Origin of the sequence: Streptomyces uncialis (assembly GCF_036250755.1) — a bacterium.
Taxonomy (GTDB): domain Bacteria; phylum Actinomycetota; class Actinomycetes; order Streptomycetales; family Streptomycetaceae; genus Streptomyces; species Streptomyces uncialis.
The window spans coordinates 4,536,064-4,551,589 of sequence record NZ_CP109583.1; the positions used below are offsets into that span (position 1 = coordinate 4,536,064).

General features: G+C 71.5%; 13 protein-coding genes and 3 tRNA genes. 8 read left to right on the top strand and 8 right to left on the bottom strand.

Annotation, left to right across the window (positions count from 1 at the left end; translation table 11 throughout):
• Window positions 1–370 precede the first annotated feature (370 nt).
• The 6 genes from OG711_RS18725 to purS all read right to left on the bottom strand — a co-directional run bounded on the left by OG711_RS18725 (window position 371) and on the right by purS (window position 6,082).
• On the bottom strand, window positions 371–1,162 hold the full coding sequence (locus OG711_RS18725; protein WP_329559818.1) for a sterol carrier family protein: 792 nt from the start codon (window positions 1,160–1,162) through the stop codon (window positions 371–373).
• A gap of 9 nt (window positions 1,163–1,171) precedes the next feature.
• A complete protein-coding gene (locus tag OG711_RS18730; protein ID WP_329563902.1) occupies window positions 1,172–2,098 on the bottom strand; it encodes a M23 family metallopeptidase in 927 nt (308 codons plus the stop codon).
• Window positions 2,099–2,154: 56 nt separating this feature from the next.
• Entirely contained in the window at window positions 2,155–2,703 is a 549-nt protein-coding gene (locus OG711_RS18735) for an ArsR/SmtB family transcription factor (protein ID WP_329559819.1), read from the bottom strand.
• 168 nt (window positions 2,704–2,871) lie between these two features.
• Window positions 2,872–5,121: a phosphoribosylformylglycinamidine synthase subunit PurL gene (gene purL, locus OG711_RS18740; RefSeq protein ID WP_073783039.1), complete on the bottom strand. Its 2,250-nt coding sequence runs from the start codon at window positions 5,119–5,121 to the stop codon at window positions 2,872–2,874.
• A complete protein-coding gene (gene purQ / locus OG711_RS18745; RefSeq protein ID WP_073783037.1) occupies window positions 5,118–5,810 on the bottom strand; it encodes a phosphoribosylformylglycinamidine synthase subunit PurQ in 693 nt (230 codons plus the stop codon). The genes purL and purQ overlap by 4 nt, the downstream gene beginning before the upstream one ends.
• Window positions 5,807–6,082 (bottom strand): phosphoribosylformylglycinamidine synthase subunit PurS, encoded by a 276-nt coding sequence (gene purS / locus OG711_RS18750; RefSeq protein WP_073783035.1) that lies wholly within the window; start codon window positions 6,080–6,082, stop codon window positions 5,807–5,809. Before purS ends, purQ begins: the two co-directional genes overlap by 4 nt.
• 325 nt (window positions 6,083–6,407) lie before the next feature.
• Here purS and OG711_RS18755 point away from each other — a divergent pair, with 325 nt between their 5' ends.
• The 8 genes from OG711_RS18755 to OG711_RS18790 all read left to right on the top strand — a co-directional run bounded on the left by OG711_RS18755 (window position 6,408) and on the right by OG711_RS18790 (window position 12,385).
• Window positions 6,408–6,734 carry a histone-like nucleoid-structuring protein Lsr2 gene (locus OG711_RS18755; RefSeq protein WP_073783033.1) on the top strand — a complete coding sequence of 109 codons (327 nt, stop codon included), beginning with the start codon at window positions 6,408–6,410 and terminating at the stop codon, window positions 6,732–6,734.
• A gap of 865 nt (window positions 6,735–7,599) precedes the next feature.
• Window positions 7,600–7,674: transfer RNA gene (locus OG711_RS18760), tRNA-Gly, on the top strand.
• A gap of 77 nt (window positions 7,675–7,751) precedes the next feature.
• A tRNA-Gly gene (locus OG711_RS18765) sits at window positions 7,752–7,827 on the top strand.
• A gap of 159 nt (window positions 7,828–7,986) precedes the next feature.
• Entirely contained in the window at window positions 7,987–9,006 is a 1,020-nt protein-coding gene (locus OG711_RS18770; RefSeq protein WP_073783031.1) for an ABC transporter ATP-binding protein, read from the top strand.
• Between the two features lie 8 nt (window positions 9,007–9,014).
• Window positions 9,015–9,830, top strand: coding sequence for an ABC transporter permease (locus OG711_RS18775; RefSeq protein WP_329563904.1), 816 nt, complete (start codon window positions 9,015–9,017; stop codon window positions 9,828–9,830).
• A 209-nt stretch (window positions 9,831–10,039) separates the two neighbouring features.
• Entirely contained in the window at window positions 10,040–11,662 is a 1,623-nt protein-coding gene (locus OG711_RS18780; RefSeq protein WP_329559820.1) for a sensor histidine kinase, read from the top strand.
• Window positions 11,659–12,288 (top strand): response regulator transcription factor, encoded by a 630-nt coding sequence (locus OG711_RS18785; RefSeq protein ID WP_266509620.1) that lies wholly within the window; start codon window positions 11,659–11,661, stop codon window positions 12,286–12,288. The genes OG711_RS18780 and OG711_RS18785 overlap by 4 nt, the downstream gene beginning before the upstream one ends.
• Window positions 12,289–12,312: 24 nt before the next feature.
• A tRNA-Gly gene (locus OG711_RS18790) sits at window positions 12,313–12,385 on the top strand.
• Window positions 12,386–12,488: 103 nt separating this feature from the next.
• Here OG711_RS18790 and OG711_RS18795 read toward each other — a convergent pair.
• Together OG711_RS18795 and OG711_RS18800 are read right to left on the bottom strand one after the other, a co-directional pair.
• The gene (locus OG711_RS18795; protein ID WP_266509622.1) at window positions 12,489–13,385 is read right to left on the bottom strand and encodes a phosphoribosylaminoimidazolesuccinocarboxamide synthase; all 897 of its coding nucleotides are present in this window, start codon (window positions 13,383–13,385) and stop codon (window positions 12,489–12,491) included.
• 95 nt (window positions 13,386–13,480) lie between these two features.
• Window positions 13,481–15,016, bottom strand: a complete 1,536-nt coding sequence (locus OG711_RS18800) for a N,N-dimethylformamidase beta subunit family domain-containing protein (protein WP_266509624.1) — start codon at window positions 15,014–15,016, stop codon at window positions 13,481–13,483.
• Window positions 15,017–15,526: the final 510 nt, after the last annotated feature.

Here is a 15,526-nt window from a genome sequence, read left to right on the forward strand (position 1 = left end):
CGGTCGGGATTCTCCGTCCTCGATCCGACACGCTCGGTCGGACATCCCCCTTGCCCGGCTGAAGAGCATCGGAGTCTGCGGGCAGAGATTCCCGCCCACCCCCTCCCGTGGCCATGCGACCGCGCGAGGAGGATGGCGAAAAGCAACATCACGGGGCTGAGGCGCCCCTTCAGGGGCGCGGGGAACTGCGCACCCACCGAGCGACAGCACAGGAACAAGTGCGTCAGGCACAGGAAACCCCGGGGCGCGAGCGAAGGCGACCTGCGGGGAACTGCGCACCCACGGACGACCTGTGCGGGAACAAGTACGCCCAGCACAGGGAACTCGGCGGCGCGAGCGAAGGCGACCTGTACAGGGGACTCGGGTGGGGTCAGGGGAGGACTGGGAGGGTGGGGGTGAGGTTGGCTCGGTCGCCGCTGGCCGTGATCCTGCCCGCGGCGACCTCCGTGGACCAGTCGGTGCGCCCCGTCGCGAGCCGCGTCCAGGTGAGGGGGTCGGTCTCGACGACATTCGGCGGGGTACCCCGGGTGTGCCGCGGACCCGCCCCGCACTGGATCACCGCGAACGGCGGGACCCGGACCTCGACCGCGCCCCCCGGCGCCTTGACCGCCAACGCGTCCGCCAGGAACCTCGTGGTGATCGCCTGGGCCTGACGGTCGAACGGCACCCCGAGGTCCGTCGCGTCATTGAGGTCGCCGGTACGGACGACGAGCTCCACGACCCGGGTCACCAGGAAGTCCGCGAGCCGCATCGCCCCGAGCCGCGTCGGGATCAGCCGCTCGTCCGTCACGGTGGCGAGCACCTCGGGGAGACGGTCCGCCGCTCGGGCGAACAGCTCGTCGGTGGTACCCTCCGCCGCCGTCGCCTGTGCGTCTTCGTCCGGCTCGGCGGCCCTGGCGGAAGCCATGGCGGGGTAGTCCATCAGCGCCAACTCCCGCCGCGCGGGCTCGGGAAGCTCCAGACCCCGTACGACGCTCCCGACGGCGACCGACAGATGTGCCGTCAGCTCCCGTACCGTCCGGTCGCCGAGCCGGGTCGGCGCTTGGAGCTGATCGGGGGTGAGCCGCGCGATCCCCTCACGTACCAGCGCGTACTGCGCGAGCACGGCGGCCCTGGTCCTGGCGGGGTCGAACGTACGGACACGCTTCCTGGCGGGCGGCATCCTCCGAGCCTAACCGGGCCGGGTGACACCGCTCGCGACGCTTCTCCCGGTATCGCGGGTCCGCTCCGGCGCCGTGAACGTCTCGCCGCCCGCCGGGAGGCCAACGCCCCGCCAGCGCAACGGGAGGCCGCGGGCCGTGTCCAGGTCCGGGGAGTCCATCAGCTGGAAGTGGAGGTGCGGCTCGGTGGAGTTGCCGGAGTTGCCGCACTCGGCGAGGACGGTGCCCTCGGTGACCCGGTCGCCCGCGCGGACCTTGAGCGAACCCCTCTTGAGGTGGGCGTACATCGCGTAGGTGCCGTCGCCCAGGTCCAGGACGAGGTGGTTCCCGGTGACCCGGTGGGGGCCGGCCATCGCACGGGCCATGCCCTCCAGGAGCATCAGGTAGAACAGGGGCAGCGGCGAAGTACGGCTCAGATGGTCGCGCTGGGAGTCGGACGCCTGGACGACCCTGGCATCGGCGACAGCCAGGACCGGGGAGCCGAACGCGGGATACGCCTGCGGGCGGCGGACCAGGGGCCAGAGCCAGGCGAACCCGGGGCGCTGCGGGTTGGTGGGGCGGCCCGCTATCCGGCGGGGCTCCGGCTCGGCGACGATGTCGATCGCGTACGTCTGGCCGTAGCCGTGGGTGCCGTGGCTGGGGACCTTGTCCGCCGGGCTGTTGACCGCGAGCCAGCGGCCCGTGACGGGTGGGGCGACCTCGATCGGCTCGGTCGTCGCGGCGGGCCCCCTGGACGGGCGGGTCAGATGGGTGAGGAGCAGCAGGACCAGCATGCTCGCGCCCAGGGCCAGCCAGATCAGCGGGAAGGGCGGCTCGTCCAGCCGGTCGACCACGAAGCTGCCGACGACGAGGACGGTCAGGGTCATCCAGACGAGGCGGTAGACGACTGTCAGCGCCTTGTGGGTCGTGCGGGTTCGGGTGCTGGGGCTGGTCGGCATGGTCTCCCCCGGTGTCTCGGGTCGTCCGGTGGTCGTCTCGGTGAGGGTCCCGGTGGTCATGGGGCGGTCGTCAGGGTGAGGGCGACCAGGAGCGGGACCACCCGGGACGGGGGGACCTCGTAGCGCCCGCGGGCCGTGCTGTGCAGCCAGCCCGCGGCGGTGAGCTGACGAAGGTGGTGGTACGTCTGGCCGGTGGTGCCGAGGCCGTCCAGGTCGGTCAGCTCGGCGGCCGTGCGGCGGCCGGTGAGGATCTCGCGCAGCAGTCGCAGCCGCACGGGGTGGCCGAGGGCGGCGAAGGCGTCGGCGCGGTCCGACCAGTCGGCCTGGATGAGGCGGTCGGTCAGCTCCCCGTACTGCCATTCGTAGCGCTCACCGGTGGGCAGGCCGACCGCTCCGGTGAACAGGACACCGCCCTCCCGCGCGCCGGAACCCGCCTGCGCGAGCTGCTCCTTGAAGCCCTCCAGCGCCCAGAACCCCTCGCGGACCGGCGGCTCCGGCCCCGCGTCCCCCTGCTCCGATGACGCCCCCTCCCCGCTCCCGCCTTCCGGGCGCTCCAGCTCCGCCAATCTGCGCTCCAGGTCCGTGACCCGTTCCTCCAGTCCCATGACCCCAACATTACGTAACTACGTAATCCCGCGCAATCATCAGTTCGAGTGAACCCCGCACGGCATGACCCCACCAGCCATGACCGGCAGGGCCCGGGCAGTGTCCGGACATGACCGAACCCCCTGCCCGGCGGCGGCCGGGACAGGGGGTTCGGGGATTCGGGACCGTCAGGCCAGCAGCGCGGGGATCGTCCCCTCGTGGGCCGTCCGCAGCTCCGCCAGCGGCAGGGTGAACTCGCCCTGCACCTCGATCGCGTCGCCGTCGACGACACCGATACGGGCGACGGGCAGACCCCGCGCCCCGCACATGTCGTTGAAACGGAGCTCCTCCGACCTCGGTACGGCGACGACCGCGCGGCCCGCCGACTCCGAGAACAGGAAGGTGAACGCGTCGAGCCCGTCGGGGACGACCAGTCGCGCGCCCTTGCCGCCCCGCAGGCACGACTCGGTGACGGCCTGGACGAGACCGCCGTCCGAGAGGTCGTGCGCCGCGTCGATCATGCCGTCACGGGACGCCGAGATCAGGATGTCGGCGAGCAGCCGCTCCCGCTCCAGGTCCACCACCGGGGGCAGTCCGCCCAGGTGGTCGTGGACGACCTGCGACCAGGCCGAGCCGCCGAACTCCTCGCGGGTGTCGCCGAGGAGGTACAGCAGCTGGCCCTCCTCCGCGAACCCGACCGGGGTGCGGCGCGACACGTCGTCGATGACACCGAGGACCGCGACGACCGGGGTCGGGTGGATCGCGGTGTCACCGGTCTGGTTGTACAGCGAGACATTGCCGCCGGTGACCGGGGTGCCGAGCACCAGACAGGCGTCGGCCAGCCCGCGGGTCGCCTCCGCGAACTGCCACATGACCGCCGGGTCCTCGGGGGAACCGAAGTTCAGGCAGTTGGAGATGGCCAGCGGCCGGGCGCCGCTCGTCGCGACATTGCGGTACGACTCCACCAGCGCGAGCTGCGCGCCCGCGTACGGGTCCAGCTTGGCGTAACGGCCGTTGCCGTCGGTGGCGATCGCGACGCCGAGGTTGGTGTCCTCGTCGACGCGGATCATGCCGGAGTCCTCGGGCTGGGCGAGGATCGTGTTGCCCTGCACGAAGCGGTCGTACTGGTCGGTGATCCACGCCTTGGACGCCTGGTTGGGCGAGGCGACCAGCTTGAGGACCTGGTCCCGCAGCTCCTCGGAGGTGGCCGGGCGGGGGAGCTTGTTCGCGTCGTCGGCCTGGAGGGCGTCCTGCCAGGCGGGACGCGCGTACGGACGCTCGTACACAGGGCCCTCGTGGGCGACCGTGCGCGGGGGCACGTCCACGATCTGCTCGCCGTGCCAGAAGATCTCCAGCCGCTCGCCCTCGGTCACCTCACCGATGACGGTGGCGATGACGTCCCACTTCTCGCAGATCTCCAGGAAGCGCTCGACCTTGCCGGGCTCCACGATCGCGCACATGCGCTCCTGCGACTCGCTCATGAGGATCTCCTCGGGCGAGAGGGTCGCGTCACGCAGCGGGACCGTCTCCAGATCCACGCGCATCCCGCCCGAACCGGCGCTGGCCAGCTCGCTGGTGGCGCAGGACAGACCCGCGCCGCCGAGGTCCTGGATACCGTGGACCAGCTTCTCCGCGAAGATCTCCAGGGTGCACTCGATGAGCAGCTTCTCCTGGAACGGGTCACCGACCTGGACGGCCGGACGCTTGGCCGGGCCCGTCGACTCGAAGGTCTCCGACGCCAGCACCGAGACACCGCCGATGCCGTCGCCACCGGTCCGGGCCCCGTAGAGGATGACCTTGTTGCCCGGGCCGGACGCCTTCGCGAGGTGGATGTCCTCATGCTTCATGACACCCACGCACAGGGCGTTGACCAGCGGGTTGCCCTGGTAGCAGGAATCGAAGACGACCTCGCCGCCGATGTTCGGCAGGCCCAGGCAGTTGCCGTAGCCGCCGACGCCCGCGACGACACCGGGCAGTACGCGCTTGGTGTCGGGGTGGTCCGCGGCGCCGAAGCGCAGCGGGTCCATCACGGCGACCGGACGGGCGCCCATCGCGAGGATGTCCCGGACGATGCCGCCGACGCCGGTGGCCGCGCCCTGGTAGGGCTCGATGTACGAGGGGTGGTTGTGCGACTCGACCTTGAAGGTGACCGCGTAGCCCTGCCCGACGTCCACGACACCGGCGTTCTCGCCGATACCGACGAGCATCGCGTCGTTCTCGGGGGCCTTCTCGCCGAACTGCCGCAGGTGGACCTTGCTGCTCTTGTACGAGCAGTGCTCCGACCACATGACCGAGTACATGGCGAGCTCGGCGCCGGTCGGGCGGCGGCCGAGGATCACGCGGATACGGTCGTACTCGTCCCGCTTGAGCCCGAGTTCCTGCCAGGGCTGCTCGGCTTCCGGGGTGCCGCCGGCGTGCTTGACCGTGTCCAGCGTCATGCCGCGGCCCCCTTCTGTACGAGGTTGGTCAGGATCGAGGTGAAGAACCCGAGGCCGTCGGTGCGGCCGGTGCCGGTCAGGGACTCGACGGCGTGCTCGGGGTGCGGCATCAGCCCGACGACGTTCCCGGCGGCGTTGCTGATGCCGGCGATGTCGCGGAGCGAGCCGTTGGGGTTCACGTCCAGGTAGCGGAAGGCGACCCGGCCCTCCGCCTCCAGCTCGTCCAGGACCCGCTCGTCCGCGACGTACCGGCCGTCGATGTTCTTCAGCGGAATGGAGATCTCCTGGCCGGCCGTGTAATCGGCGGTCCAGGCGGTGGCCGTGGTCTCGACCCGGAGCCGCTGGTCACGGCAGATGAAGTGGAGGTGATTGTTCCGCAGCATCGCGCCCGGGAGGAGATGCGTCTCGGTGAGCACCTGGAATCCGTTGCAGATTCCGAGAACCGGCATTCCGGCCTTTGCCTGCGCGATGATCGTCTCCATCACGGGCGAGAACCGGGAGATCGCACCGGCCCGCAGATAGTCGCCGTACGAGAATCCGCCCGGGAGTACGACCGCGTCGACCTGCTTCAGATCCTTGTCCCGGTGCCACAGCGGAACCGCCTCGGCACCGGCCACGCGCACCGCGCGCTGGGTGTCACGATCGTCCAGGGTGCCCGGAAAAGTGACGACTCCGATACGGGCGGTCACTTCGCCCCGGCCTTTCCGGCGGCTGACTCCTCGTCGACCCTGACGACGAAGTCCTCGATCACGGTGTTGGCGAGGAAGGTCTCCGCCATCTCGTGAATACGGGCGAGGGCGGCTTCGTCCACCGGCCCGTCGACCTCAAGTTCGAATCGCTTTCCCTGACGGACGTCCGCGATGCCGTCGAAGCCCAGGCGCGGCAGCGCACGCTGCACCGCCTGTCCCTGGGGGTCGAGGATCTCCGGCTTGAGCATGACGTCGACTACGACGCGTGCCACTGGCACTCCCGGTGTGTGGTGCTGAGCAGGTCGCTTCAGACTACCCGCACAAAATTTCTACTCGCGTAGATTCGTAGCTACCTACGTGACCGTCATCACCCGGCGCTGATCGTCGCGGTGACCTTCACGGAAAATCCCGGAAAAAACCCGGCCCGGCAATACGCACGACACGGACCGGACACGCTGACCGTAATAACAGGGCTTCCCCATTCAATGCCGGAGCCTGTACAAAGTAAATGGCCATAGCTTATTTTGCCTCAAGAAGCCGGACAGTCGGCATCACCGCACCTCAACGCGGTGGGGTCGCACGAAGGGAACGATATTCGTGGCGCAGCGTGTCGTAGTCACTCTCCATGACGACATCGACGGCGGGGAAGCGGCGGAAAGGATCGTCTTCGGGCTGGACGGGAAGTCGTACGAGATCGATCTCAGCCAGGCCAATGCGCGAAAACTGCGGAAGGTGCTGGCGCCGTACGTGCACGCGGGACGCAAGGCGCGGAGCGCCTCCGGCGGGGTGAAGGTGTACCGGCACACCGCGTTGACGCCCGATCCGGCGGCGGTGCGGGCGTGGGCCCGGTCCCATCGGATGGACGTGCCGCCGCGGGGGCGGATTCCCAAGCGGGTGTACGAGGCGTTCGAGGCGGCGCAATAGCCTTGCCGGCTCGGTTTGCGGTTATCGCTTGCCCGTACATGTTCCTGTACGGGGTGTTCGTGGGTTTTGCGTAGTTCCTCTCGGCCCTGGATTTCCCGTACGGGTCGCCTTCGCTCGCGCCCCCCGGGTTTCCTGTGCTGGGCGTACTTGTCCCTGTGCGGGTTGCTCGTCGGGTGCGCAGTTCCTCGCGGGTCGCCTTCGCTCGCGCCTCCGGGTTTCCTGTGCTGGGCGCACTTGTCCCCGTGCGGGTCGCTCGTCGGGTGCGCAGTTCCTCGCGCCCCTGGGTCTGTCCGGCTGGCCGTACGTGTTTCTGTGCGGGTCGCTCGGTGGGTGCGCAGTTCCTCGCGCCCCTGGATGCTGCCCTCTTACGGTCGCTCTTCGGGTGCGGGGCCGTCCTCGTCTTTGCGCAGTTCCCCGCGCCCCTTTGGGGCGCCCACCTGGGGCTGTCCGACAGGTGCGGGTCCTTCGCTTGCGGAACGGTCCTCCTCGCGGACTCGCGCTGCTGCGGGAGGGGGTGGGCGGGAATCTCTGCCCGCAGACTCCGATGCTCTTCAGTCCGGCAAGGGAACGTCCTGCCGAGCGCGTTGGAGCGAGGACGGAGAATCCCGACCGGCACCGACCCCAAGAACCGGCCGGACGCGCCCCAAAGGGGCGCGGGGAACTGCGCACAACCCACGAGCGACGGCGCAGGGACAACCGCGCCCAGCCGGACAGACCTGGGACGACCCGCACAGGGACAAGTACGCCCACCGGGACGGACCTCGGAAGCGCGAGCGAAGGCGACTTGCGGAGCACCCCCCGTGATCAGCTAGAGTTTGGAACACGCCGAAGGGGCGGGGCCGAAAAGCCCGGCCCACCAGGTCACGCGGGTGTAGTTCAGTAGTAGAACATCCCCCTTCCAGGGGGAAGGCGCAGTGTGCGATCCCTGTCACCCGCTCCACCCTCCTTGCCAGTCCACCCCGGTGGATCAGGTAAGGTGGTGCTCGCGCCGATCGGTGAAAGCCGGTCGGATGCTGTGCGGACGTAGCTCAGTTGGTAGAGCGCAACCTTGCCAAGGTTGAGGTCGCGAGTTCGAACCTCGTCGTCCGCTCCAGAAGTACTCGCAGTTCAGGGAAACCCCGGTCGATGACTGGGGTTCTTTGCTGTCCGGGGCCGGACAGCGGTCCGGACCTTACGCCGATCTGACATTTGTCATGGCCACTGGTGACACCCGGCACCTCCCTCCGGTCCCCGCTGCGGCGACACTCTTCTCATGACTACCGAAGTGACCGAAGAGCGCGTGATCGACGTGACCGATCTGCGTCGCGTCTACGGGGGCGGTCCCTCCGGGCGTGACAAGAGCGGGCAGAAGACCCAGTTGTTCGAGGCCGTCCGGGGAGTGACCTTCTCCGTGGGCCGCGGCGAACTCTTCGCCCTGCTCGGCACGAACGGCGCCGGGAAGACCTCGACCCTCGAACTGCTGGAGGGCCTCGCGCCCCCCGCGTCCGGCCAGGTCAGCGTCCTCGGCCATGATCCCTACCGGGACCGTGCCGCGATCCGGCCACGGATCGGCGTGATGCTCCAGGAGGGCGGCTTCCCGTCCGAGCTGACGGTGCGCGAGACCCTGCGGATGTGGGCGGGCTGCACCAGCGGCGCCCGCCCCGTGGGTGAGGCGCTCGACATCGTGGGCCTCACCCGCCGCGGTGGCGTCCGCGTCAAGCAGCTCTCCGGCGGTGAACGCCGCCGGCTGGACCTGGCGCTCGCGCTGCTGGGCCGCCCCGAGGTGCTGTTCCTGGACGAGCCGACGACCGGACTCGACGCGGAGGGCCGCCGCGGCACCTGGGACCTGGTGCGGGAGCTGCGTGACAGCGGCACCACCGTCCTGCTGACCACGCACTACCTGGAGGAGGCGGAGGATCTCGCCGACCGGCTGGCGATCCTCCACGAGGGGCGTATCGCGGCCGGGGGCACCGTCGAGGAGGTCGTCGCCTCGCAGCCCTCGCTGATCTCCTTCCAGCTCCCCGACGGGTACTTCGTCGGGGACCTCCCGCCGCTGGCCCAGCTCGGGGTCACCGGGCACGAGACCCGGGACCGCACCGTCAAGCTGCGTACCCATGAACTCCAGCGCGCCGCGACCGGGCTCCTGCTGTGGGCCGAGCGCGAACGGCTTGAACTGCGCGGGCTCGACGTACGGTCCGCGTCCCTGGAGGAGGCGTTCCTGCGGATCGCCCGGGACGCGGAGGAAGGCGCCACCGCCGGCGCGGACACCCATGAGAAGGAGCCGGCGCTGTGAGCACCGCGATGACCAAGCCCCCGTCCGGCCGGACCGCGCCGCGCGCCGGGGCGACCGCCACCACCACCGCGGCCGGCCGGATGCGTTCGCTCGCCCGCGCCGAACTGACCCTGCTGGTACGCAGCAAGGGCACGCTGTTCGCGGCGGCGGTCGTCCCGCTGATCCTGCCGTTCAGCATCCGCTCCGCCACCGACAGCATGGACCTCGAAGGCACGGGGCTGTCGCTCGGCACGATCCTGCTGCCCGCGTCCGTCGGCTTCTCGCTGCTGTTCGCCGTGTACATCGCGCTGACCACGATCTATGTCACCCGGCGCGAGGAACTCGTACTGAAGCGGCTGCGGGTCGGGGAGCTGCGGGACACGGAGATCCTCGCCGGAGCCGCGCTGCCCTCGCTGTGCATCGCGGTGGCGCAGATCGTGCTGCTCGTCACCGGCTGCATGATCATCCTGGACGTGGGTCCCCCGAAGGCCCCGCATCTCGCGCTCGCCGGAGTGGTCCTGGGGCTGGCGCTGTCCGCCTCGCTCGCCGCCGTCACCGCGGCGTTCAGCCGCAGCGCGGAGAGCGCGCAGGTCACCAGCATGCCGGTGGTACTGGTGTCGATGCTCGCCTCCGGGATCACCGTCCCGCTGGAGGTGTTGCCCGACCGGCTCGCGCAGATATGCGAGATGCTGCCGCTGACCGGGGTGATCTCCCTGGTACGGGGCGGCTGGACCGGCACCATGTCCGGTGCCGACACCCTGGCCGCGCTGGCCACGGCGGTGGCCTGGACGCTGCTCGCGGTGTTTGCTGTACGACGGTGGTTCCGCTGGGAACCCCGGCACTGAGCGCGCGGCGGCGCACCCGGAGGCCACGGCCGACGGGTGCGCCCGCCCCCGTACAGGAACACGGACGTAGCGGACACGGACGTAGCGGAACACAGACGTAGCCGAACACAGGCGCGGCGGACACGGACCTACCGGAACGCAGGCGGATCCGGGCACGGCCGAGTCGGAACACAGGCGTATCGGAACACGGGCGAGAGAGAAGCGGTGGCATGCGCGAGCCGGGTGCCTGGTGGCAGCGGAAGAGCACGACCGCGAAGGTGGAGACGTACACGCGCTGGTCGTTCCACGCGTTCGCCGTGATCGAATTCGGCGTCATCGGCGTCGTCCCGATAACGGCGATGCCGGTGGTACCGGGGGCCACCCTGCTGGTGCTGGTGCTGGTGCATGTCGTCGTGGGTTCGCTCACCGTGTCCCGGGCCATGGACTGGGCCACCGGCACCCGGGACCGTCCGCTCGGGTTGCTGATCACCCTCGCGGTCACCACGGCCGTCGTGGCCGTGGTGGGGCTGGTGGTCGGCACCTGGGGGCAGGATCTGGACCGCCCCGGCACCCCCGAGGAGATGGCACGGCTGTCCGCCACCGGGTCGTTCTTCCTGGGGGTGATGGCCTTCGGGCTGGGGATCTTCGCCCTCGCGGTACGCGGTCCCCGGCGGATCGCCGCGTGTGTGACGTTGTCGGGCGTGGCGGCGGGCGCGGCGTTCATCGCGGTCGGGTTCTCCCCGGGGGCCTCGGTCGTCACCGGGCTGCTGGTCGTCGTCTTCTCCGGGTTCTTCGCCCTGACCGCGGTGTTCTCCATGTGGCTGCTGCGTGCCGTCCTCGAACTCGACGAGGCGAGGGAGACCCGGGCGGCGCTCGCCGTCGCCGAGGAACGGCTGCGGTTCGGCCGCGATCTGCACGATGTCCTCGGCCGCAATCTCGCCGTCGTCGCGCTGAAGAGCGAACTGGCCGTCCAGCTGGCGCGCCGCGAACGGCCCGAGGCCGTGGAGCAGATGATCGAGGTGCAGCGGATCGCGCAGGAGTCGCAGCGGGAGGTGCGGGAGGTGGTCCGCGGCTACCGTGAGGCCGATCTCTCCGCGGAGCTGGCCGGGGCCCAGGGCGTGCTCACCGCCGCCGGGATCGACTGCCGGGTCACCGGCTCGGCCGGTCGGCTCCCGGCCGGGGTCCAGTCGGTGCTCGGCTGGGTGGTCCGGGAGACCACCACGAACGTCCTGCGGCACGGCGACGCCGCGCACTGCGCGGTGACCCTGACGGAGGCGGACGGGACGGCGACCCTGATCGTGGAGAGCGACGGGGTGACCGCCACCGACGGCACGGGACCCGCGGACGGCACCGGGCCCGACGACTGCGGCGGACCGGCCGTCGGCGGCGGCACCGGACTCGCGGGGCTGCGGGAGCGGCTGGCCCGGGTCGACGGCACGCTGGAGGCCGGGATCGCCGGGGTCGCGGACCGGGTCGGCGGACGGGTGTTCCGGGTCGTCGCACGCGTACCCGTCGGGGTGGCAGGCCGTACGCCGGGCAGCACGTCCGCCCGTACCCCGGGCGGCACATCCGGCCCTGCCCAGGGCAGCACGTCCGGCCCTGCCCCGGGCAGCGCCTCCGTACGGAACCCGGGCGGCGCGGCGTCCGTACGGGCCCGGGGGGCCACCAGCGGCGGGGACCGCACCAGGTCATCCGAGGACCGCACCAGGTCGTCCGAGAACCGCGGCGGGCCGGCCGTGGACCGGACGGAATCGGCCGCGGACCGCACGGAGTCGGCGGACCGCACCGGGTCGTCCATCGGCCGCACGGAGTCGGCGGACCGCACCGGTTCCGCAGAGGGAGAGACATCATGAGCACGGCACCCAGCGCACCCCGGGTACGGGTCCTGCTCGCCGACGACGAGCATCTGATCCGGGGCGCGCTCGCCGCGCTGCTCGCGCTGGAGGACGATCTGCTGGTGGTCGCCGAGGCCGCGTCCGGTCCCGAGGCGCTCGCGATGGCCCGCGCCCATGTCCCGGACGTCGCCGTCCTGGATCTGGAGATGCCCGGCGCCGACGGTGTGAGCGTGGCCACATCCCTGCGGGCGGAACTGCCCGGCTGCCGGGTCATGATCGTCACCAGCCACGGCCGCCCGGGGCATCTGAAGCGGGCGCTGGCGGCGGGGGTGCGCAGCTTCGTCCCCAAGACGGTCAGCGCGCGGCAGCTCGCCGAGATCATCCGCACCGTCCACGCCGGGAACCGCTACGTCGACCCCGAGTTGGCCGCCGACGCGATCTCCGCCGGGGACTCCCCGCTGACCGCCCGGGAGGCCGAGGTGCTGGACCTCGCCGCCGACGGCGCCCCCATCGCGGAGATCGCGGAGCGCGCGGCGCTCTCCCCCGGCACGGTCCGCAACTATCTCTCGTCGGCCGCGACGAAGCTCGGGGCGGAGAACCGTCATACGGCGGTGCGGCTCGCCAGGGACCGCGGTTGGGTATAGTGGGCGTCGCCCGAGAGGGCACCGGCGGACGTAGCTCAGTTGGTAGAGCGCAACCTTGCCAAGGTTGAGGTCGCGAGTTCGAACCTCGTCGTCCGCTCCGGAACGAAAAGCCCCGGCCCACAGGCCGGGGCTTTTCGCGTACCCCTGGCACCGCGGGGGGGGGCCGGGCCCTCCGTCCAGGCCCCCCGTCCGCAGGTCCGCTACCAGCGCTCGCCCGTCAGGCGCTCGTACGCCTCCAGGTATTTCGCGCGGGTCGCGGCGACGATCTCCTCGGGCAGCGGGGGCGGCGGCTGCTCGGCGGCGCGGTCCCAGCCGGAGGCCGGGGAGGTCAGCCAGTCCCGGACGAACTGCTTGTCGTAGCTCGGCTGGGCACGGCCCGGCTCCCACGTCCCGGCGGGCCAGAACCGGGACGAGTCGGGGGTGAGCACCTCGTCCGCGAGGGTCAGGGTCTCCCCGTCGAAACCGAACTCGAACTTGGTGTCCGCGAGGACGATGCCCCGCTCCCGCGCGATGCCCCGGGCGCGGCCGTAGACGTCGAGGGTGGTCCGCCGCAGCTGAGCGGCGGTCGGGGCGCCGACCTGGCGGACGACCTCCTCGTAGCTGACGTTCTCGTCGTGGTCGCCGACCGCCGCCTTCGTCGCCGGGGTGAAGATCGGCTCGGGCAGCTCGGAGCCGTCGTCGAGGCCCTCGGGCAGCGGGAGACCGCAGACCGTACGGGACAGGCGGTACTCGGTCAGTCCCGAACCGGCGAGATAGCCGCGCGCCACGCACTCCACCGGAACCATCCGCAGCGACTTGCAGACCAGGGTGCGGCCGGCCCAGTCGGCGGGGGCGCCCTCGGGCAGCTCCGTGCTCAGCACATGGTTCGGGGCGAGGTCCGCGAGCTGGTCGAACCACCACAGCGAGAGCCGGGTGAGGACCCGGCCCTTGTCGGGGATCTCCGTCGGCAGCACCCAGTCGTACGCGGAGATCCGGTCACTGGCGACCATCACCAGATCGCCCGCCCCGTCGCGGTACAGGTCGCGGACCTTGCCCGTGTGCAGATGCACCAGGCCCGGGACCTGCGGCGGCTCGGGCTTTTCGACGAATCCGGACACGGTGCCTCCCCGTGGAGATGTACAAGTGCGGTGCTGCCGCGATTGTCCCGTACCGGGGTCGTCACGGGGGTGGTGGGGGTGCCGGGCCGGGTGGGTCAGTCGCGTTTGCAGATGCGGTCGAGCAGGTTCGCGGTGGCCCGCTGCACCCGGGCGTCCACATGGCCGGGGCGGTCGAGGGCCGGGGACCACGCGAACGTCCCCGACGCGAAGACCAGCGCGCCCGACGGCGCCCGGTACAGGGACGTCTCCTGGTGGCGGCGGCCGCCACCGCCGTCCCGGTACGGGGAGTGGGCGAGCAGGACCCGCTCTTGGTGCTCGGGCAGCGGGGTGCGCGGGAAGTAGCGGTCGGCCTCGCCCGCGACCATCCCGGGCAGTTCGTCGCCGTCGTGGGCGCCGGTCGCCTCCCACATCCAGTGCCCGGCGTTGCGGACGATCAGCGGGTGGGGCTCCGGCACCCGGCCCGCGTACTGGATGCCGATGAGGTGCTGCTCCGGGCGGTCGATCTCCCGCCACAGCGCGGATCTGCCGGGGCCCCTGCGTTTTCGGCAGGTCAGCAGCCGGTCCGGGGTACCGGCCGGGGAACCGCTCAACTCGATCTGCCAGTACATGGTGTTGGCCGACAGGAACACCAGCGAGGTGCCCTGTGCGCGGGCGCCCTCCACGGTCCGCCGCATCGCCGCTGACCAGTACTCGTCATGCCCCGGGAACACCAGGCCGCGGTAGCGGGCGGGGTCGACCCGGCCCGCGTGCAGATCGGTGGCGTCCGCGTACGCGAGGTCGTAGCCGTAGCGCTCGGCCCAGCGGATGAAGTCGTACGCGTGGCCCACGTGCAGCGGCAGGCCCGCGCCCGCGTACGGGCGGTCGAACGACACGGTGGTCGCGGCGTCCCGCTCCCCGAGGAGACGGCCCTGCTCGTCCCACGCGTGGTAGAGGCTCGCGCCCGTCCGGCCGTCCTCGGGGTAGAGGTTGTACGCCTGCCAGGTGATGTCGGGGAGCAGCAGCAGCAGGTCCGCCGGGCGGTCGTCGCGGACGGTGAACGGGATGTGCGAGCGGTAGCCGTCGGCGGTGGTCAGCACGGCGACGTACGCGCCCGGGTTCCAGTACGACGGGACCTGGAGACGCCAGGACATCCACCAGTGGTGGCACGAGACCGCGCGGTCGGCGGTGAGCGGCGCGGGCTGGACGATGCCGGAGAGCCGGGGGCTGGTGGTGATCTGCGCGGCGCCGTCGCCCGCGTAGTGGCCGATGCGGTAGATGTCCACGCTGAACTGCTGCGGGGGGTCGACGGTGATCCGGAAGTCGATGGCCTCGCCCGGGGCGACCGCGGCGGTCGAGGCGAAGCCCTTGATCTGGCGGTGCACGTCGTCCGCGGTGCGCAGGCCCGTGGACGGGCGGGGGTCGGGAGGGCCGGCGGGGCGGGTCCGGCGGCCGGGTCTGCCGCGCGGGCGGCCCTGCTCCGGGGAGGTCCGCTCCGGGGGGGTGTCGACGTACCAGGGGACCACATGGCCCGTGTCGTCGAAGTAGTGGTCGCGCCCGCGCAGCCAGGGCAGGGGTCCCTGGCCGAAGGGGTCGGTGACGGCGTGGGCGAGGGCGCCGGATTCCCATCGCCTGGTGTGTTCCGGCTGTGCCATGTGGCGCCCTCCCTGAGTCCCCCGGCTCTCCGCGCGATGCCGCGCGGCGGCCCACCCAGCACATCACATTGCGCATGCGGCCCGTCACCGTTCGTCGTTATTTGACCGCGGGGGAACGATTCGTTTACCCCGGGGTGGGAGTACGCGGGGGTACGCGGGTGCTCTGCGTGGGGCGTTCGTGGTGCGTTCGGCCGTGGTGCGTTCGGCCGTGGGGCGTTCGTTCCCGGGGCCTTGGTTTCGCGGGGCGTTCGTACGCGGGTGCGCTGCGGGGCGTTCGGCGGTTTCCGGGGTGGGCGGCGATGCCTGTGTGCGGCGCCGGTGCGCGGGGTTCGGCGGGGCGGGCGCCGTCCGGGGCGTGCCGTCGGGGCGCCGCTGTTCGGGCGCCGCCGTCTCGGCGTACGGGGGCCGCTGCCCGTACAGGTGCCGCCCGACGTAGCGGCGTGCCGCTCGCCGTACAAGGCGTGCCGCTGTCCGTACGGCGGTGGGTGTGGGGGCGTGGGGGGGCGCCAC

Bases quoted from the DNA above. Each gene is read 5' to 3' on its own strand.
- OG711_RS18735 (WP_329559819.1), bottom strand. From the start codon at position 2,703: ATGGGACTGGAGGAACGGGTCACGGACCTGGAGCGCAGATTGGCGGAG.
- OG711_RS18785 (WP_266509620.1), top strand. From the start codon at position 11,659: ATGAGCACGGCACCCAGCGCACCCCGGGTACGGGTCCTGCTCGCCGAC.
- OG711_RS18725 (WP_329559818.1), bottom strand. From the start codon at position 1,162: ATGCCGCCCGCCAGGAAGCGTGTCCGTACGTTCGACCCCGCCAGGACC.
- OG711_RS18770 (WP_073783031.1), top strand. From the start codon at position 7,987: ATGACTACCGAAGTGACCGAAGAGCGCGTGATCGACGTGACCGATCTG.
- OG711_RS18730 (WP_329563902.1), bottom strand. From the start codon at position 2,098: ATGCCGACCAGCCCCAGCACCCGAACCCGCACGACCCACAAGGCGCTG.
- OG711_RS18800 (WP_266509624.1), bottom strand. From the start codon at position 15,016: ATGGCACAGCCGGAACACACCAGGCGATGGGAATCCGGCGCCCTCGCC.
- purL (WP_073783039.1), bottom strand. From the start codon at position 5,121: ATGACGCTGGACACGGTCAAGCACGCCGGCGGCACCCCGGAAGCCGAG.
- OG711_RS18775 (WP_329563904.1), top strand. From the start codon at position 9,015: ATGACCAAGCCCCCGTCCGGCCGGACCGCGCCGCGCGCCGGGGCGACC.
- OG711_RS18780 (WP_329559820.1), top strand. From the start codon at position 10,040: ATGCGCGAGCCGGGTGCCTGGTGGCAGCGGAAGAGCACGACCGCGAAG.